General features: G+C 42.0%; 16 protein-coding genes and 1 CRISPR repeat array. Of the genes, 11 read left to right on the top strand and 5 right to left on the bottom strand.

What is annotated here, in order from left to right:
* Positions 1-4: 4 nt before the first annotated feature.
* Entirely contained in the window at positions 5-487 is a 483-nt protein-coding gene (locus tag H6G41_RS18305; protein WP_190747613.1) for an adenosine-specific kinase, read from the bottom strand.
* 292 nt (positions 488-779) lie between these two features.
* Between H6G41_RS18305 and H6G41_RS18310 the strand changes: the two genes are divergently transcribed.
* Complete coding sequence (locus H6G41_RS18310) at positions 780-1217, top strand: Rrf2 family transcriptional regulator (RefSeq protein ID WP_190631716.1); 438 nt, start codon at positions 780-782, stop codon at positions 1215-1217.
* A 136-nt stretch (positions 1218-1353) separates the two neighbouring features.
* Here the strand turns inward: H6G41_RS18310 and H6G41_RS18315 are convergent, their stop codons facing one another.
* Positions 1354-1788, bottom strand: a complete 435-nt coding sequence (locus H6G41_RS18315) for a hypothetical protein (protein ID WP_190747614.1) — start codon at positions 1786-1788, stop codon at positions 1354-1356.
* A gap of 452 nt (positions 1789-2240) precedes the next feature.
* Between H6G41_RS18315 and H6G41_RS18320 the strand changes: the two genes are divergently transcribed.
* The 5 genes from H6G41_RS18320 (at position 2241) to H6G41_RS18340 (ending at position 8446) form a co-directional block, all read left to right on the top strand.
* Complete coding sequence (locus H6G41_RS18320) at positions 2241-2585, top strand: hypothetical protein (RefSeq protein WP_190747615.1); 345 nt, start codon at positions 2241-2243, stop codon at positions 2583-2585.
* A 56-nt stretch (positions 2586-2641) separates the two neighbouring features.
* Complete coding sequence (locus tag H6G41_RS18325) at positions 2642-4768, top strand: pentapeptide repeat-containing protein (RefSeq protein ID WP_190747616.1); 2127 nt, start codon at positions 2642-2644, stop codon at positions 4766-4768.
* Between the two features lie 172 nt (positions 4769-4940).
* A complete protein-coding gene (locus H6G41_RS18330) occupies positions 4941-5435 on the top strand; it encodes a hypothetical protein (RefSeq protein ID WP_190747617.1) in 495 nt (164 codons plus the stop codon).
* A gap of 240 nt (positions 5436-5675) precedes the next feature.
* Entirely contained in the window at positions 5676-7937 is a 2262-nt protein-coding gene (locus H6G41_RS18335) for a caspase family protein (RefSeq protein WP_190747618.1), read from the top strand.
* Between the two features lie 245 nt (positions 7938-8182).
* Positions 8183-8446 carry a DUF3146 family protein gene (locus H6G41_RS18340; RefSeq protein ID WP_096641881.1) on the top strand — a complete coding sequence of 88 codons (264 nt, stop codon included), beginning with the start codon at positions 8183-8185 and terminating at the stop codon, positions 8444-8446.
* 55 nt (positions 8447-8501) lie between these two features.
* Here H6G41_RS18340 and H6G41_RS18345 read toward each other — a convergent pair whose 3' ends face one another.
* From H6G41_RS18345 to ntcA, 3 genes are all read right to left on the bottom strand, one after another.
* Positions 8502-8948 carry a pre-16S rRNA-processing nuclease YqgF gene (locus H6G41_RS18345; RefSeq protein WP_190747619.1) on the bottom strand — a complete coding sequence of 149 codons (447 nt, stop codon included), beginning with the start codon at positions 8946-8948 and terminating at the stop codon, positions 8502-8504.
* A 133-nt stretch (positions 8949-9081) separates the two neighbouring features.
* Positions 9082-10575, bottom strand: a complete 1494-nt coding sequence (locus H6G41_RS18350) for a DUF3084 domain-containing protein (RefSeq protein ID WP_190747620.1) — start codon at positions 10573-10575, stop codon at positions 9082-9084.
* A 348-nt stretch (positions 10576-10923) separates the two neighbouring features.
* Positions 10924-11595 (bottom strand): global nitrogen regulator NtcA, encoded by a 672-nt coding sequence (gene ntcA, locus H6G41_RS18355; protein ID WP_010998529.1) that lies wholly within the window; start codon positions 11593-11595, stop codon positions 10924-10926.
* A gap of 533 nt (positions 11596-12128) precedes the next feature.
* On the opposite strand from ntcA, the gene fabI reads away from it, so the two are divergent.
* The 5 genes from fabI (at position 12129) to H6G41_RS18385 (ending at position 18816) form a co-directional block, all read left to right on the top strand.
* Positions 12129-12905: an enoyl-ACP reductase FabI gene (gene fabI / locus H6G41_RS18360; RefSeq protein ID WP_190747621.1), complete on the top strand. Its 777-nt coding sequence runs from the start codon at positions 12129-12131 to the stop codon at positions 12903-12905.
* A 90-nt stretch (positions 12906-12995) separates the two neighbouring features.
* Entirely contained in the window at positions 12996-13664 is a 669-nt protein-coding gene (gene hisB, locus H6G41_RS18365; protein ID WP_199316214.1) for an imidazoleglycerol-phosphate dehydratase HisB, read from the top strand.
* 548 nt (positions 13665-14212) lie between these two features.
* Complete coding sequence (locus tag H6G41_RS18375) at positions 14213-15199, top strand: ABC transporter ATP-binding protein (RefSeq protein ID WP_190747623.1); 987 nt, start codon at positions 14213-14215, stop codon at positions 15197-15199.
* 305 nt (positions 15200-15504) lie between these two features.
* Entirely contained in the window at positions 15505-16971 is a 1467-nt protein-coding gene (locus H6G41_RS18380; RefSeq protein ID WP_190747624.1) for an SLBB domain-containing protein, read from the top strand.
* 117 nt (positions 16972-17088) lie between these two features.
* Complete coding sequence (locus tag H6G41_RS18385) at positions 17089-18816, top strand: alpha/beta hydrolase (protein WP_190747663.1); 1728 nt, start codon at positions 17089-17091, stop codon at positions 18814-18816.
* A gap of 65 nt (positions 18817-18881) precedes the next feature.
* Positions 18882-19776: direct repeats of the CRISPR family, unit length 37 nt; unit sequence GTTTCAATCCCTAATAGGGATTATTTGAAATTTCAAC.
* The last annotated feature ends 227 nt before the right edge of the window (positions 19777-20003 follow it).

A 20003-nucleotide genomic window follows, 5' to 3' on the forward strand; every position in this document is an offset into this window, starting at 1 on the left:
AAAATTAAAGTTTATAACCAATTTGGCGTAAAAAGCTTTGACGTGCTTTGACATCCGCCGGCGTTTCTAATCCTTTGGGTGAAAATCCATCAATCACGCCGAGAATACCTCTACCTTGTTCGGTTTGGGCGACAATTACCTCTACAGGATTGGCGGTAGCGCAGTAGATTGTACAGACTTCTGGACATTGCTTAATGGCATTGAGAAAATTGATAGGATAGGCGTCTTTGAGTAAAATGATAAAACTGTGACCGGCACCAAGCGCGATCGCATTATTAATTGCTGCATCTTCCAAAGCGCGATCGCTTCCTGTACTTCTGACTAAGCAAGGGCCTGAAGCTTCGCAAAAAGCAATCCCAAATTTCACCTGTGAAGATATACCCACCATAATTTCATGCAGGTCTTCCACTGTTTTGATAAAGTGGGTTTGCCCCAAAATTATGTTACAGCCTTCGGGAATTTGTATTGCCACTGCTTTGAGTTCCATGTTGCTTGCCTCTTAGTGCAGAACTCACATACAACAAAGTTGTGATGAGATTATTTTTGTACTTTCGGGAATACCTAGCCTCAGAAATACACAATTCCTTACAGGAAAGCAATTTCAACTGATTAATAAGTTTTATTTATCCAATTAAAAAACAAAAATATTTGCTTCTATGGTTAAGAATCTCTAAAGTTATATCAGCTAGTCAAGCTAAAATTGATTAGCAAACTTTTGCTCATATTTTGAGACAAAAGTCAACAGTAAAACTTAATTTATTAATTAATATAATACACTTGTGGAAATCTCTAACAAATCTGAATACGCACTTCTAGCGCTGTTAGAGTTGGCGAGCCGTTACTCTAGTGGCGAATCTCTGCAAATCCGACAGATGGCGGTACTGCAAGATATACCCAACCGCTACTTAGAGCAATTACTCGCTACTTTGAGGCGTGGTGGTTTAATTAAGAGCATCCGGGGAGCCAAGGGAGGTTACGTCTTAGCACGGGAACCGCGCAAAATTACCTTACTGGAAGCTTGGAGTTGTATTGAAGGGGTAGATGCAGTCACGCCAAAAGTTGAGCAACATGGCAAAACCTTAGAAACCCAAATTATCCAGGAAGTGTGGCAAGAAGCGCGTCAAGCGGCTAACGCAGTTTTAGAAAGTTACACTCTCCAAGATTTGTGCGATCGCCGCAGCAAGCACCGCGACAAAGAACTGATGTACTATATTTAATCGCTAACAATATACCGCCCACAGGCTTTGTGCTATTAGCCGCACCCTTTGAGGGTGACGGCTATATTGCGATATTAGTCAGAGATTTTGATACAGTCTTCCCCCCTGCCCCCTGCCCCTTTTCCTCTTGATGACTCTACTTCTTCTCTGGCTGTTGAGAAATTGAGAGGGTATAGTTAACCTGGCGTTGAGATACATCTCCTACATAAAACGAATATTCTCCAGATTGCCAGTAACCAGCTAGTTCCGCCTTACCTTCCGAACTATCTGCGAGGACACAGAATTTACCCCCAGGCCCGTCAATCAGCAAAGTTGGCTGTCCTTTACTCTCTACCGTGACGCGCAAATAAGGCAGCGATTTTGGTACCTGAATCACTTGACTTGGTTTTGCAGGAATATTACCACAATTGCTTTTTACAGCAGCGTCAGACTTGCCATTGAATACTACTGGATCTGAGCGTAAATTGGCACTAATGATGTTGGCAGGGGTTTGCGCCAAATTAGCATCACTCAATACCAAACTCATCGCCAAAGCTGCGGGAACAACCGTAAATAGTTTATGTATTTTCATATTATTAAGTAAATGCTCCCGACTGATTAGTAAGCGATATTTTTAAACATAATCTAAGTTTTTAGACGATGATAATCAGATTATGTTCCATCAAACAATGTATAAATTATTATCTTTACATATTAGAAATATAAGACAGAAAGTCCATAAAAAAATTGTGAAGTAAATAATTTCTAAATAGGCAATCTATACGGAGATTGAGACAATTTAAATACTCAGTATGATAGTTTGCAGTAAATGTTGTTGTTCGTAACCGCACCTGTACTATTTTGGAATGTCCGGATTAGTGACAAATAATCATGAAATCATTGCCATGAAGGTGTTTGAGGAAGCTATTAAATTGAAATTTTGACACAAATTATATTTTTAAGTTATTTAAAACAGTCAGGCAAACATATACATCAGCTAAAATCACAGACAAAACCGCCTACAAGCTGAGGTAGAAAAGATTCATGAATCCTCAACCTGAAGAAGACTTGCAGCGTCGCCTGCAAAACCTAGAGGCAGAGATTAATTCCTCGTCTCAAGAAGTTTCCCAATCAGAATCACCAAAACCAAGTATTGGGTTTAGTTTTGAGAGCTTCAATTCCCAATTAATCAGATTGCAAAACTGGTTCAATAGCTTGACGGGAACGAGAAAGCTAGCAGTTTTAGGGGTGATGGCGCTTTTAGGTATAGCAGTGGTACAAGCATTGCTCAAACTTGTAGCCTCCGTCATTAGTCTGGCAGTGTTGGCAGTGTTGGTGTATGTTGGATACAAATTTTTTGTGTCTAGTAATTTTCAACAGAAAAAATAGCTGAGTTAAACCGCGTCCACAGCGGTGTAGAAGTAAAGTCAAAGGTAATTAATAAGATGGCGACCCCAGTTGTTAGGAGTAGTAACGATCGCGCTAGTCGGTCAAAAAATCCCGAAAAATCCCATTCCCTGTCATTAGTAACGAGACGTTTTGCCGCTTGGGCAGCTGAAATCACCTTGGTGGCTGCTAGTGGGTTAATTCCCTTCGGCTTAGGTGCATATGCTAATTCCAAAGGCGATTTGAACCGTGTACAGCCGAACTCGGTACTAATAGTTACAGAAAGAGCGATCGCCCGACCTTTAGCTTTACCTGTGAGCTATAGTATCCGGAATGTAGCTTGGCCGACCAATATCTTGTGGAGCGTAGCTTTATTCGCGCCCGTAACCCTATCTACTTGGCAGTTATATTTATTAGCAAAAACAGGCAGTACCCTTCCCAAGCGGCGATTTGGGATTCGCGTAGTTAACGAACAAGGGAAAGCACCCGGTTTCGGTGCAGTTATATTGCGTGAAGGTGTTGGGCGTTGGACTGTACCTTTATCTGTCGCCTATTTACTGTGGCGCTACAGCTTAGGTTTTCCGAATTTAACTTTATTTGCCGCTTTAGCATTATTGGCGATCGCTGCCGAAAGCATTGGTTTACCATCAAAGCAAGGTCGGCGCTCATTCCATGATATTTTGGCAAGTACTCATGTAATAGATGCCACTCGTCCTTTGCCCAGTTCGCTCTCAGTTGACAACCCTGATGGACAGGAACAGTCTCCAGAAGCAGAACAGGCAGAAACGTCACAAATCCATCCTTTGTTGGCGAAAATCCGGCAGAATCCTAATCTCACCTTGATTGCTGTAGCACTGGTGAGCATGACAGCAGTGTTAACAACTCTAGTCGGCACGCAAATTTACATCCAAACTCAAGAAACCCAACGTAAATCGCAACAAATTAACAGCCAACAATTCCTAGAACTGATCAAACAGCTGAATCCCAACTCAACTGCTACCGTTGAAGAACGCCGCACAGCGATTCTCGCTATGGGGACGCTCAACGATCCCCAGGCGATGAAATTTCTCACAGATTTACTAGTTAAGGAAACCGATCCTAGCCTAGTAGATACAGTTCAACAGGCTTTAGTCCATGTAGGTTTAAACGCGATTCCGGAATTAAAAAATCAAAATCAGTTTCTCGCTGGTGAGTTAGCATCTAGCGACAACAATGCGATCGCAGATCGAGAATTACGACAAAGGCGGTTACAACTCAACCAAACAGCAATCAACAAAATTCTTGCTGTTTTTAGTGGTAAAGGTGAAGGCTTAGACTTGAGTCGTACTCAACTAGGTTCCACTGCCGCAGAAGCCAATCCCTTGTTCAAATTGGTATTAGACAATATAGATTTATCGGGAATTAAATTCAAGTCGGCAAATCTCAATCAAGGTAGTTTTCGCGGTAGTCGCTTTCGTAGCGTTGGTGAAGATGGGCGCTGGGATACCTACGACGATGTGGTTGCTGATTTGAGCCAGGTGCAAATGAAGCAAGCCAATTTCACCGATGCAATTCTCAGCCGCGTCACAATGAATCGTAGCGATTTGAGCCGTTCTACCCTCAATAGAGCTAACTTATCTGATGCCCGTCTCATTGGTGCTAACCTCAGCAGCACTCAACTGGTAGGAGCCGATTTGCGTGGCGCTGTTCTCGAAAATGCTAGCTTAACTGGGGCCGATTTAGGTGATGCCAAACTCAACGAAGCTGATTTATATGCAGCTCGTTTAGGGCGCGTTACTGCCATAGGTACACAATTAGCTTATGCCAACTTAACCAAAACCGATTGGCAAGGCTCAGATTTATCTGGAGCCGATTTAGAACGCGCTAATCTCAGCAATGCTAATTTAAGCGCTACCCGTTTGACTGGTGCAGTGTTGCGTTCAGCACAAATGCAAAACGCCAATTTGCAAAATGCCGATCTCAGCTTAGTTGATTTACGGGGAGCCAATGTTACAGGCGCTGATTTTCGCGGTACCATTCTCTCACCCAACAAGCAAGATCCAGCCGATGAATTTGTTCAAACACCATCAAAAGGTTCCGTTTCTGCTGTAGTCGAAGGAGTTGATTTTTCTCAAGCCAAAAACTTAGATACTAAACAACTGGCTTACATTTGTACTCAAGGTGGTATTCATCCTCGTTGCCCTTAGGAATTGGGAAAGGGGCAGGGGGGACAAGGGAAGGGGAAAGAATGACTGTTGCCCAATGCCCAATGCCCAATGCCCCATACCCAATGCCCCATACCCAATGCTTATTATTCACAACGGCGATAACATAGGTATTAAAAGAAACTTTGATAATTTCAGGGGGGTGTGAGGAGTAATGAAAAATCTTTGGTGTTTGCTTGCAGTTCTGGGTACTGGTTCGCTGTTGAATCTGGCTACAAGTATTCAGCCTGCACAAGCTCAGGTTGCCTATGGTAGTTATGTTGGTGTCGGCCCATCTGTGGGATTGAGTGATGGTGCCCAAATTGGTGGGGTGATTGCTTTTCGTTATAAGCTTTTAGAATCACCAATTTCTTTCCGCGCTCAAGCTTTAGTCGGTAATGGTACAGCAGTTGTACCCACTGTTTCTTATGATATTCCCCTAAACTGGCAAACTGATGCCTATTTAGGTGCTGGCTTGACTTTAGCTAGTGGAGAAGATCCTTCTCCTGTGGGTAATAAAATTAGTTTTGCTTTACAACCAGGAATTGATTACGTTGTCCCCAATAGCAACACTGTAATTTTTGGTAACGCCATTATTGCTTTTGATGCTTACCGCGATGGTAGTGGTACTGCTTTCTCTTTGCAAGGTGGCGTAGGTTTACGATTTTAATTTAGTTAAATAAAAATTGGCAAATCAAATTCCCAAGTCTTACAGGCGTGGGATTTTTTGTTTTTGGGCATGGGGCATTGCAAGAGTAATTACTTATCTCTCCTTTACTTCCGGTCGTCGAGGGTCGCGGAGGCGCTGCTTCCTCTGCCTCATTCTTTTGTCTATTTTCGTAATCTTGGGAGCAATTTTTGTGGTTTTCTAAGTCTTATGTTAGGAAACCAATTTTTTGGGGAGTGAATTATGTCACAGATTACACGCCGTCACTTTTTACAATTTGCCGGCTCTACTTTGGCTACACTGGGTTTAAGTCAGTTAGATATTATTCAACAAGGGGAACGCTACAGCCAAGTTTTAGCCCAAGGTACAAAGCGAAAACTGGCGCTATTAGTGGGAATTAATGAGTATCAAGATATACCAAAATTATATGGCTGCGTGAATGATGTCCAGTTGCAACAGGAATTATTAATTCACCGCTTTGGCTTTAATCCTCAAGATATTGTGACTTTAACCGATCGCCAAGCTACCCGTAAGGGTATTCTCTCAGCATTTGAAGAACACCTAATTAAGCAAGCCAAACCAGGAGATGTGGTGGTGTTTCATTTTTCTGGACATGGTTCGCGGGTACGCGATCGCGATCGCGATGCACCAGATGGACTCAATAGCACTCTGGTACCCATTGATGCTACTTTACCTCCGGGATATCCCCAACAAGCTGGCCCGGTGCAGCATATTATGGGGCACACACTATTTTTACTCATGTCTGCATTAAATACGGAAAACGTCACCGTAGTCCTAGATAGTTGTCACTCTGGTGGCGGTAAGCGGGGAAATTTCCGGGTGCGGGCGGTGGAAGGTGGCGAAAAATTCCTTCCCAGCGCTGAGGAATTAGAATATCAAAGTCAGTGGCTGAAAAAATTGGGCATGTCCCCCCAACAATTTATCGAATTGCGCCGCAAAAACGTTGCTAAAGGCGTTGTCATTGCTAGCGCTAAACGCGATCAATATGCTGCGGATACTTCCTTTGATGACTTTTATGCAGGGGCATTTACTTATATATTTACCCAGTATCTTTGGCAACAACCAGGTGATGAAGCGATTAATAGTGCGATCGCTAATGTTAGTCGCAGTACAACTATCTTCGCTAGACAAACAGGTAATTTTCAAGAACCAGAATTAGAAGCTAACATCAAGCAAGAACCTAATGCCCCAATTTACTTTACACCTACGCCCACAGTTTCTGCTGAAGGCGTAGTTACTAAAGTTACAGGTGATGACGTTAAATTGTGGCTGGGTGGACTTGATTCGGAAAGTTTGGAAGCATTTACCAAAAATGCGGTATTTACAATTTTGGATGGTAAAGGTGGCGAACGCGGACTAGTAAAGTTAGAGTCTCGTCAAGGATTAAATGGTCAAGGTAAACTGATCAAAACTCCGCAACCAGTCCAACCAGGAACTTTATTACAAGAACGAATTCGCAGTATTCCTAATGATTTAACTTTAAAAATTGGGCTGGATGAATCTTTAGGAAATAACACGCAAGCAGCGCAACAAGCTTTACAAAGTATTCCTCGCATTGAACCTAAACCTTTAGGAAAACAAGAGGTGCAATATATTTTTGGAAAAATGACTGAAGCGAGAATCCAGGAATTACGGAAACGAAAATTACCTAATTTGCCGGAAGTTGGCAGTTTTGGTTTATTTTTACCGGGACTTACTTATATAATTCCTACTTCTTTTGGCGCAAATAATGAAACAGTAAGTGACGCAATTAAACGTTTGCAGCCAAAACTCAAATCTCTACTGGCAACGCGAATTGTCAAGCAATTATTAGGCAATATTAATTCATCGCGAATTAATGTGACTGCTTCTATGAGTATTGCTGGTAGTCAAGGAATACTTGGTCAAACTTTCCCTATTCGCGGAGTGCAAAAAGCAGATCCAGGCACAAATCAACCAGTGTCACCAAATCCTGTGCCATTTGCAAAATCTGGTCTGCAAAAGTTACCTATCGGGACGCAAATTAACTTTCAAATTCAAAATAATGAATCACAACCGCTATATATCAGTATTTTAGTGATTGATTCCCAAGGAGAAATGGCGATTATATTTCCGAATAATTGGTCATCAGCAGAAGATGCAGCTTTAGTAGAAGGTAAGCAAAAATTAATTATTCCCCAATCTAGCGATACTTTTAAGTTAGTTATTGGCGAACCTTTAGGAATTTCTGAAGCATTAATTATTGCCAGTACCACACCTTTAAGAACTGCATTGAAAGCATTAAAAGAAATTGCCAGAGTTAGGGGAGTTCAAAATCGTAGCGTTCCCATTGATGTGACTAATGAATTATTAGATGTAACCAGCAGCTTACTCAATGACTTGGATGCAGGTACTCGTGGCGCGATTAATGTGGAAGGGATACAACTCCCATCAGGAGTGCGGGGAATTGATACCAAGAAGTTAGCCGGAATGGCGATCGCATTTGAGGTGGTAGCGGCTAAGTAGACAAGGGAAGGAGGACAAGGGAAGGAGGACAAATGACTTTTTTAAGTCAGCTAATCATGAAAAAACACACAACCAAATATAAAAATATCTCTTCCCTAGTCCCTAGTCCCTAGTCCCTAGTCCCTATCCCTTATCCCCTAACTTTTTGAATACTCACTTTGTTAGTTTCTCAATTTACGTTATTTTTGGTATTACAAGAATAACCTACTTGGTTAACTTTAATTCCCAACTAAACATCCAGCATTGTGAGTGCTAAACGTCTGCCAGAAACCACCGCCTATGTCAAAGTTACCCGCCAATCTTGGCAACACGGCTTCCTTGAGGGTGAAGTGAGTGCCGGTGGGTATGAGTGGCAGTTCCAATGGCATTTTCGCCGGGGAGAACTGTCTGTAAAGCCTTCTCAAGGTCGTGCCTTGATTAAAGAACCTCTAGGTCGTTTTTTGGAAAAACAAGATTACCAATTAGAACCCGGAGGAGACTATGCCTTTACTATTCGCGCTGAACTTTAAGTATTTCTAACTATTGTTAATGTATTTTTGCCGCGAGTCCCTAAATTGAGTCAGGTTAATTATTAACTGATTCAACTAGACGATTTAAGTATCTTTCAATTAACAAAATGGCCACAATGTCATCTATCGGTCGCGGTGGTTGACGCATACCCTGCGGTAATAGCTTGGTTAGTCCTTTGGGAGGGTACATTTGCCAATAGCGATCGCGTGCTTCTAAAGTGGAGTAGCGTTCATCTACTAAAGCAATATTTAACGGTTCGGCTAATTCTTGAGTCAATCGTTTTTTCCATTGCTTGGCTGTAGTTTGGTCGCCCATCACCATTAAGGATACAGGAAACCGTTGACGTAGATTTTCAATAGTCGCGATCGCTTCATTTGCACGTACAACCTGGTGATAATATAGTTGTCGATCTAATCCGATCGCTGCTAACCCACATTTATCCCGACCGGGATCGAAGCCTAAAATTACTGGTTGTGTCGGTGATGATTCACGGAGATTCATAAGTCATTCCAATTCAAAATTCAAAATTAAGAAATTTAGACATATTCAGGAAGAATAGAGCTAGATATTCTGCCACCTGCCTTTCTCAAACTGGTATGATTTTTAATTCCCAATTTAATTATTTACTATTCTTTTAAGTACTAAAAATAACTTGTCCGTTGAATATGGCTATCAGTTTTACTCTGAGTGGCCCGGCTGTAAAAGTTTCTTCAGCTGCGATCGCTTTAATCTCTAATGGTTGCTCAAATTGTCTTAATTGGGCGACAAACCGTAAAAAAGTCCCATCTATTTGCACAGTTTCCACAATTCCCGCATTCCGAGCGCGAAATTGGGAAGCAGAAATTAGTAAATCGAGTCGCTGTCTTAGCTGATAAGATGTCATGGTTTTGGGATCGGCGGTAGTCGTCGCTAGTACCTGTCCCTGAGAAAAGACTATTTGGTTTTTAGCTGTATCGGTAAAGAATTCTATCTGCTTTTCGCCTCTAACGTAGTTACCAGCAGAGAAAATCCGCATGACATATTCACGACCATCTTCAATCTGCTTCACCAATTGTTCAACTCTATCTTGGGTAATGTGCAGTATTTGTTCGCTACCTCCTGTTATTGTCCCTGGTTCGGCTAATTCGAGCAAAGCATTCTGATTGGCTTCTTTTAACAGTTGAGTGACTGCTTGACGCGCTGCCGCTGGTTGTTGAATTTGAATTACCGCCGCCGCCAAAACTTGACCCCGTACCAAAGCTAATTTGCCTAGGCGCAGGTCGCGGTAAGATTGATAATATTTTTCTAGTCTGGCGACTTCTTGCTCTAGATAGTTTTGTTGTTTTTCTAATTCTTTGAGCCGAGATTCCCGCTGGGTAATTACTTGTTCCCGCGCTACTACTTCGCGATTGCGTTTTTGAATCAGTTGATCCAATTGGGAAATTTTTTGATCTCGCTGTTCAATGGCTGCTTGGCGGTTGGCTAATTCGCGATCGCGGTTTTCAATCGCAGTTTTGGCTTCATCAATGGCTTTTTTGGCTTCGGCGTACAGCCTTTGACGTTCTATCTTGCGTTGTTCAATTTCTGCTAATAAACTCTTTTTCTCGTCGTAAACGCTTTGCAATTCGCTGATTGCTTTTTGATATTGGGCGACAACTTGACCTAATTGACTTTGAGTCCGTTGCAACTGATTTTGCGTTTGAGCTTGTCTAGTCAATGTGCGGTTAAGCTGGGCTTGGGTGGCCTGTTGTTTGGCGTTCGCCGCCTGTAAGGACTGATTAATTGCTTGCAAGTCTTTTTGCGCTTGGGCTTGTTCAATTCTTGCTTGGTTTAACTCACCCTCAACTTGACTTTTTTGCGTTTCTGCGGTTTTTAATTGTTCGCGTTTATTCCTTAAATCTTTTTGAATATCTTCTAACTCAAAGACCCCTTGGCGCAATCCTTCATCCGCAGCAAATAAAATTGCCAAGGTTGATGCGGAAATTAAAGTACCAGTAAAAATTGTCACTAGTACAGCGGTATTTTTCGGACGTAGCTTAAATAGAGAGAGGCGTGCTTTGCCAACTCTGGTACCGATGCGATCGCCCAAAGTGGCTAGCATACCCCCCAAGAATAAAATTGCTGCAATGAGGATGTACCCAGTGGTCATCTTCAGCTACCGAAATGCTTCCAGATACAGCCTACTACTTTCAAACATTTTTTGTGGGGAATCAGAGATTGACAATAGCTGAATTTACTTGCTTGGCTTGTCATTTGTCAGTTGCCATTTTGATAAAAGTTTAATGTATCGTCCTCTTGTCGCCGCCCTGCGGTATTTTTGATGTCCACTCTGGAGCAACTGGCTTGGCGGTACATAGATTTAAAGCAACTGACCGCTGACAAACATCAACAGTTGCGTTTTCAATGGAGGTATTTCATCAATTTTGCGATCTACCTCCATTATCGGTGTTATCTCTAAAAACACAACACCTGCCTACTCTACTTCCCCCAATTACTTTTAAGTGAATTGTCTGCTTAAGGTAACAGGTTTATGCACAGTAATCTTTTTCTTGTGGATAGAAATCATCTTTTTCTCACGTAAATCTCCCAGTAACCTAGTGACGGTAACACGAGTAGAACCAATTGCTTCTGCGATCGCCTGATGAGATAGCTTGAGATCGATTGTGATCCCATCGGCGCAAGGAACACCAAAATCCCGGCAGAGAATTAATAAAAAACTTACTAACCTGGAACCCATATCTCGGTGTGCCAGAGTTTCAATCATCATCTCTGTTTGTAAAATTCGCGAAGACAGACCTCGCAGCATTAACATTGATAATTCTGGATTTTCCTTGAGTGCTTGCTCTACTTGTTCAATTGGAGCTGACAGTAATTCTACAGGCGTAAATGCAACGGCATGGTAAAATCTATCAGACTTGTTTCCCGTCAGTAATGACAACACACCAAAAACGCTATTTTCCCGCAGCAATGCTACTGTTATTTCTTCTCCTGCTTCATACACCCTAGAAAGCTTCACTGCACCTTTTAAAAGAAAATAAACTCGTTCAGCAGGATCGCCAGGAAAAAAGATCGTTTTATTGCGTTCAAACGTTTCTACAACCGGCGGAAACGCTCCAGTTGCCATCTGACGAAAAACATTTGCTAGGGCTTTATCTTGTGTCACGATCATCTCCCTTCCCCTACCCAATGCCGGAAAAACAAAAACTGATTACCTAAGAATACACCTGAAAAATCAATAAAGCACCGTCAACCTTTTTGTACTTTCCTATACTCAAAATCCCTGCTTCATAGTTATTTGTTTATAATGATACATAATTATTGATATTTTTAGCTAGAACTTTGATAAAACGCACTTGTAATGGCTCTATTCAATAGGTTTTTTAAAGGACAAATCAAGATATCTTGAGAATTTATTAAGAAATAAACAATCATTTTATTACGCTTTGCTTGTCATTCGTCAGTTGTCAGTTGTCAATTGTTTTTTTGGATATGATTTAATACTACGTTTCCTTGTGTGCGGTTTTTATCTATCTTTGCCATTGACCGCTAAGCGCTGACAAAAATTGCGATCTGTGCTGGGATTTTTGGATTGATGTCAATACTCCTACCAGTAATCATTTTGAAAAAACCTGTGTCAAACAAAGTCAAAGTAGCCTCAGATTCTAGTATGCTCTAGCATGATTGTTCACATTAAAAATTTATATGCTGGATCTGACTGGAAAAAATGCCCTAGTTACAGGTATTGCCAATAACCGCTCAATTGCCTGGGGAATTGCTCAACAACTGCATAAAGCAGGTGCAAACTTAGGTATTACCTATTTACCAGATGAGCGCGGCAAGATGGAGAAAAAAGTTGCTGAATTAGTAGAACCTCTTAACCCCAGCTTATTTCTGCCATGTGATGTCCAAAACGATGAACAAATTCAGTCTACCTTTGAAACTATCCGCAGTCAGTGGGGAAAACTAGATATTCTGATTCATTGTTTGGCTTTTGCCAATAAAGACGATTTGAGCGGGGATTTTAGCCAAACATCACGCGCTGGCTTTAACACAGCACTACAAATTAGTACTTACTCACTTGTACAGTTAAGTGGTGCAGCCAAACCGTTAATGACTGAAGGCGGCAGTATCCTCACCCTCTCATATTTAGGTAGTATTAGAGCAATCCCTAACTATAACATTATGGGAGTTGCCAAGGCAGGTCTAGAAGCCAGTGTCCGTTACCTAGCAACGGAACTCGGCCCGCAAAATATTCGGGTCAACGCTATCTCTGCTGGCCCCATCCGCACCTTAGCTTCTAGTGCAGTGGGCGGGATTTTGGATATGATTCATCATGTAGAACAAGTTGCACCCCTGCGACGTACAGTCACCCAGCTAGAAGTTGGGAATACTGCCGCTTTTCTATGCAGCGATTTGTCCAGCGGTATTACTGGACAAGTCATATATGTGGATGCAGGATATGAAATTATGGGAATGTAGTTAGTTAGGGGCATGGGGCATTGGGCATTTGTCCTCCTCGTCTCCCTTATCCTCCTTGTCCTCCATCTCCCCCATATCTCGCCATTAATTATGCAAATCAGCGATACTTCCGGTAAGGACTTTGTCCAACGCCAAGTTAATATATCCCAATACGACCAATCTATTACCAGCGCCAGGATTGCGTCTGTTCATCGCACTACAGGTGAAACTGATGTGCAAGTTACGGTTAACCTCGATGGTACAGGAATCTGTAAAGCAGCAACGGGCATTCCCTTTTTGGATCACATGCTGCATCAAATTGCCTCCCACGGCTTGATTGACTTGGATGTCCAAGCCAAGGGAGACTGGGAAATTGACGACCACCACACCAACGAAGATGTGGGTATTACCTTAGGGCAAGCCTTGAGTAAAGCCCTAGGCGATCGCAAGGGCATTATCCGCTTTGGCAATTTCCTCGCACCACTTGATGAAGCATTAGTTCAAGTAGCACTGGATTTTTCTGGTAGACCTCATCTCAGCTATGGTTTACAGATTCCTACCCAGCGAGTGGGTACCTATGATACCCAACTAGTACGGGAATTTTTTGTGGCGCTAGTCAACCACAGCCAATTGACACTGCACATTCGTCAGCTAGATGGGATTAATTCCCATCACATTATTGAAGCCACATTTAAGGCTTTTGCAAGGGCAATGCGTATCGCCGTGGAAATCGATCCCCGACGTGGGGGGATGATTCCCAGTTCTAAGGGTGTGTTGTGAATTAGGGGATGGGGGAGGCATGAATTGCTTTTGACTGTTGACTGTTGACTGTTGACTGTTGACCGATGCCCCATGCCCAATGCCCCATGCCCCATGTTATTTCTTGCTCCCCAATGGGTAACCTGTAATTGGATAAAAAGTTACAGCCATAAGGTGCATAGAACCGAGTTGACATCCTCACCGACCTAAAGGCGCGGTGATTCCTAAATCTCACGATTTAGGTTTCTGTTTCATAGCAACTGCCTCCACCCACAAGGAGTTTTGGTCTTATGTTCGCTCCACAGACTATCCCCGCAAGCCCTGCGGTTCTCATGTATCGAAATCTCAAACAGAAATTTCTGATATATTTTTGATTCCAGGGTTGGACTGTCCATTACCCCATCCTCTTTTCCCGGTCTACCGATTTTTCTTCCCCATTGCGAAGTATCGCCAACTTTGGTGTTAGGGTTTATGTCTCCATCGTCGCGGGTGGGTCATTGACCATCTCTATTTTACCATGCTCTATGTAAAGCCGTCCTTGAAGGACGGGGTTTCTACCCATTTTTCTGATGAAGTCTGTTGTAGATGTTTCTGATTCTCGACTGAATACTCCCGATACTCCACCAGTAGTATTAACTTCTGACTTGCGCAAGGTCTATCGTACTGGTTTTTGGATGCAGCAAAAAGTTCTATCACTCAAAAGTTGCTCCTTGATTGTTTACCCAGGAGAAACTTTTGGATTATTGGGGCCTAATGGTGCTGGGAAAACTACTCTGTTAAAACTATTACTGGGAATTATCCGTCCCACTTCTGGGCGGGGGCTATTGCTGGGTAAACCATTAGGCGATCGCAGCGTGAAGCAATATATTGGTTACCTGCCGGAAAATCCTTATTTATATGACTATCTCACTGGTTGGGAGTTTTTGCAATTAGCAGCTGGACTATTTCAAATTCCCCAAAATGTTCAACGCCAACGCATTCCCGAACTATTAGAATTAGTCGGTTTATCTTTAGCGGATGCACGCAAAAAACAAATGCGTCGCTATTCTAAGGGAATGTTACAGCGTGTGGGGATGGCACAGGCATTAATTAACGATCCCCAGTTAATCTTTTTAGATGAACCTATGTCTGGTCTCGATCCGATGGGACGCTACCAAATGCGGGAAATTATCTTAAAACTTAAAGCCGCAGGTAAGACGATTTTTTTCAATAGTCATATCCTGAGTGAAGTAGAACAAATTTGCGATCGCGTTGCGATTCTTTCCCAAGGTGAGTTAATTTGCACTGGATCTTTCTCAGAACTTTTAGGTAATTCCAGCCTCTATCAAATTAAAGGTCTAGGCGGTGATAGCGAATTTCTCCAACAATCGATACCCAGTATAGTATTTAAGGCTGATGGTTCTTGGCAAGGTACATTACAACAAGATAATTACTATGATTTTCTGGCTAATCTCCGTCTGACTGGGGGTCAAGTCATAGCGATGAACTTGTCTCGTCCTTCTTTAGAAGAATTTTTTATCCAACAAATCCAACAAAAACCTAATTCTGTTAAATAATTTTACTTAGCTAATACTGGATAATAAATATCACCTGACTCTAGCCAGTAAACAACATTAATTTGTATCCTAACCAAAGAAGTCACTTAAACCATGAGGATATTTACAATATTCCTCGATTTAAGTGACTTCAGCTTTAAATGAACTTTATATAAATTTTAAACCTGCTCAATAAATACTCCTCCGGAAGGTCAAGTTTTTCTAAGAAAATAAGAATGTTGGCGAGCTTGAATAATTCAGTATAGTCACGATTAAAATGTTTAGACAGTACTTTAGCAATTGTAGTTTCAGAGTATCGGGTAAATATGCTTAATACAGGTTTGCTGAAAATCCTCATCCAATCAAGTCTGGGTGTGGTCTTTTTAACGGCTGTCAATGTTGCTGCGCCATCTGCCAGCCTAGCTCAGCGACAACCAGTATCACAAAATACACCTACTACAACAACACCAGCAGTATCAACACCTATAGATACAAATTATACATTAGGCGGTGGTGACCTCATTCGTGTAAACGTATTTGAGGTACCAGAATATACTGGAGAATACCAAGTTCCTCCTGGTGGCTCGATTAATTTACCTTTAATTGGCAGTGTTTCTGTTCTAGGGCTAACTACCGAACAGGCTGCTGACGAAATTGCTCAAAGATACGCCCGCTTTTTGAAACGTCCTCTGATTTCTGTTAACTTATTGTCACCTCGGCCGATCAATATTTTTGTTGCGGGAGAAGTGACACGCCCAGGAGCTTATACTCTCAATTTACAGGGAGGAGCAGGAAATAATCCTGGTGTCCAATACCCAACTGTATTAGCAGCCCTGACCACAGCTCAAGGTGTGACATTAGCAGCAGATGTCACGCAAGTGCAATTGCGCCGCAAGCTAGGACGTTCTGGTGAGCAAACAGTTACCCTCAATTTGAAAGACCTGATCCAAACAGGTAGAATCGGCCAAGATATTACCCTGCGGGATGGAGACACAATTGTTGTGCCCACTGCTGCTACCTTCAACGTAGCAGAAGCACGCAATTTGTTTGCTGCTAACTTTGCGGCTGACCCCACCAGGCCGCGCACCGTCGCTATTATTGGTGAAGTTAACCGTCCTGGATCGTATCTGGTAACCGCAGGTTCCACCCAAGGGGGAGAAGGAGGAGCAGCTGGTACAGGTTTACCAACTTTAACCAGAGCAATTCAACTGGCTGGGGGGATTACAGCACAAGCTGATATTCGTGGTCTGAAGTTACGCCGTCCCACCAGAACTGGTACAGAACAAACAATAGATGTCAATCTCTGGCAACTATTACAGAGTGGGGATGTGAATCAAGATGTGATTGTCCAAGATGGCGACACAATTGTTGTACCCACTGCTACTGAGATTAACCCCGCAGAAGCTACTCAATTAGCTACTACCACCTTATCTCCTACCAGCATTCAAGTTGGTGTGGTGGGCGAAGTTAAAAGACCTGGCTCTGTAGAACTCAAACCTAATAGTTCTTTAAATCAGGCCTTGCTAGCTGCGGGTGGATTTAACGATGCAAGAGCGAAAAGCGGTGCTGTAGACTTGATTCGCCTTAACCCCAATGGTTCTGTAACTAAGCGTGTGGTACAGGTAGATTTCTCTCAAGGAATTAACGAAAAAACTAATCCTATCCTCCGCAATAATGATGTGGTGGTAGTTAGCCGTAATGGTACAGCTAGGACAGGCGATACCTTGGGTGTATTGTTCAATCCTATAGGAGCTGTTTTTGGTATTCTGCGAACTATATTCAGCGGATTTTAGATCTGGTGCTTAACTGGGGGTATTGGTTGATATTTCTACCCCCAGAAGGCAACAAAACCAACACTTTACTAGTCAAGGTTATGCGTTATGATTGGTAACTCATAGCTAATGGCTAATATGCTTTTTCAAATGGGCAGACAGCAGCGTAAAATCTCTTGGTTACAAGGTTTACTGTGTAGCATGACCATTGCTCTGAGTTGGGGTATGGCAGTGCCTGCTACCTTAGCTGCTCAAAAGGTGAATATTAAGTTAGGGCCTTTTCAGCAATCAATAGCGATCGCTGATTTAGAAACATTTGCGAAAACAGGTAAACTCCCAGAAAACCTGAAAATCTATGGTGCTTTATTAACCCCACAAGTCCGAGAATTGCTGAATCGTCGTCTGGAGGTAGATCCAGAGGTTGCAGATAAATTCTTCGATGATTTGGTGCGATCGCCTCAAGGTCAAAAATTAATTGCTTCCTTAGGTGTAGCTATCCCTGGGAGTACGGTAGAAGGCTTGCAAGCTGCACTCAACCTGTCTCTGCGTCAAGTTAATGGTTTGAGTTTTGTGGGCTTTTTACGGGCTTACCCTGGGGAAACTGTAACTGTAGATGCAACTAAAGCCGTAGAAATTGCTATAGCCTTTAATGCTAATTCCTTACAAAATCAAGCATTAAGCACTTTATTAGAACGAGATTTATTTGTTAAAAATACTACATTTAAACCAGAATTCGATCCGGCAGTTATTGGCAAACAAGTAATACAGCAGCAAACTGTAACTTTACAAGACCAACAACGCCAAAGAACCATTCCTGTCGATATTTATTGGAGTCAAGGTAATGCGCGCTCGCCCTTGGTTGTCCTTTCTCACGGTTTTGGTGCTAACCGGCGATTTTTTGGCTATTTGGCGCGTCATCTCGCTTCCCACGGGGTGACTGTGGCGGCGATTGAACATCCTGATAGTCAGGTTACCTCGATTAATCGCAACTCCCCACCAGAAAATTTAGCCCAACTGCTAGCGCCTAGAGAATTTATTGAAAGACCAAAAGATATTAGTTTTTTACTCAACGAATTAGCCAAGCGCAATTATCAATCAGGAGAACTGCAAGGAAAATTTTTGACTGATAATGTTACTGTCATTGGTCATTCTTTGGGCGGTTACACGGCTTTAGCATTGTTAGGGGGAGAAGTAAATTTAGACGCTGTACGCGAATTCTGTCAAAATTCTCTCTCGTTTAACGAAGCTCCTGGAGATTGGTTACAATGTGCAGCGGCTCCGTTAACTGAGAAAAAACTCCAGTTAAAAGATGCACGAGTCAAAAGTGCGATCGCATTTAATCCTTTAATTGGTAACCTCTTTGGCGATAAAGGTCTTAATCAAGTTACTAACCCAGTATTATTTTTAACTAGTACAGAAGATTCTCTCACCCCAGCACTTAAGCATCAAATACAGCCTTTTTCTCAACTCCGAGGTAACAAATATTTGGTGACAGCGATAGGTGGTACTCACTTAAGTATTAGCGATCCTACCTATAGCATGAATCAAGTGACTACCATTGTGAAAGAAAAGCGCGGTGCAGAAACTAATTCTCTGCGTCAGTTAACTCGTGGTGTTACCTTGGCGTTTGTCAAACAATCAACGCCAGAAGCGAATATTTACCAATCATTTCTCACCCCAGCTTACGCTCAATCCCTGTCTACACCGGAAATACCTTTACGGCTGAATTCTGATTTACCGGGAAGTATCAAAACTTGGCTGAGTTTGACAGCAAATCCCAATTTGGGACATTTTCATTCGGCTTTTGCAGAATTGATCTTAAAACCTACCTCTTTAGCTGAAGCGATCGCTCGTGCTGCAACTTAGCAATACAATTTGAAAAAAAAATGCGACAGATTGTAGGGTCACGGCACTGCCGTGACCTCTAGAATATATTGATGTGTCACAAATATTATTTGAAATTTTAACAATTGATGAAGTGTCTCAGGAATTAGATAAAAGGTGTTTCAATCCCTAATAAGGATTATTTGAAATTTCAACTTGCCTTTATTGTCTACTGGTTTATCGAATTGTAGTTTCAATCCCTAATAGGGATTATTTGAAATTTCAACAGTAGAAGCAAGCAAAACACAAAATACCACAGTAGTTTCAATCCCTAATAGGGATTATTTGAAATTTCAACCTAGAGCCACTTTTAGTCCGTCCTATCCCTGGCAGTGTTTCAATCCCTAATAGGGATTATTTGAAATTTCAACTGGTCGTGGTCGCAAGGGTGCGATTCTTGCTAACGTTTCAATCCCTAATAGGGATTATTTGAAATTTCAACAAGCTCCAGACGGAACAACTTACTCCGGTACGCTTGTTTCAATCCCTAATAGGGATTATTTGAAATTTCAACATTTTGTCTTTTGCCTTGTGGCAATACATCCCCGAAGTTTCAATCCCTAATAGGGATTATTTGAAATTTCAACTCATAGCTGAAGGTGAAAAGTGCGCCGATTTAATGTTTCAATCCCTAATAGGGATTATTTGAAATTTCAACCGTGAATTAGCAGATAAGTTAGAAGTACAACTTATTGTTTCAATCCCTAATAGGGATTATTTGAAATTTCAACGTTTTCTGTCTTTAGGGATTAGCTCTAAATTGATGTTTCAATCCCTAATAGGGATTATTTGAAATTTCAACGCGAACGTCAAATAAAACTTAAAAAAATGTTTGTTTCAATCCCTAATAGGGATTATTTGAAATTTCAACGTTATTGCTTCTTAGTGTTGCAATTTGGGCGCGTGTTTCAATCCCTAATAGGGATTATTTGAAATTTCAACTGCGGAAGCTGCAAAGTCAAGTGATATGGAGTTTTCAAGGTTCGGTAGCGCGAATGAAGTAATCATAACATGCACAATAGAGAACAAGCAAACCCAAAATCCCTGAAAGTCTTTCTGTGTAAAGCGCGCGGGTGCTTCGATATTAAATAGACCTGAAAAACCTGACAGATAAAGAGTTTCAGCAATTTTTCTGCAAACTTCTTTTTTTACACCTACCCCTTCGCGCA

The organism is Tolypothrix sp. FACHB-123 (assembly GCF_014697075.1).
Classification (GTDB): Bacteria; Cyanobacteriota; Cyanobacteriia; order Cyanobacteriales; family Nostocaceae; genus Aulosira.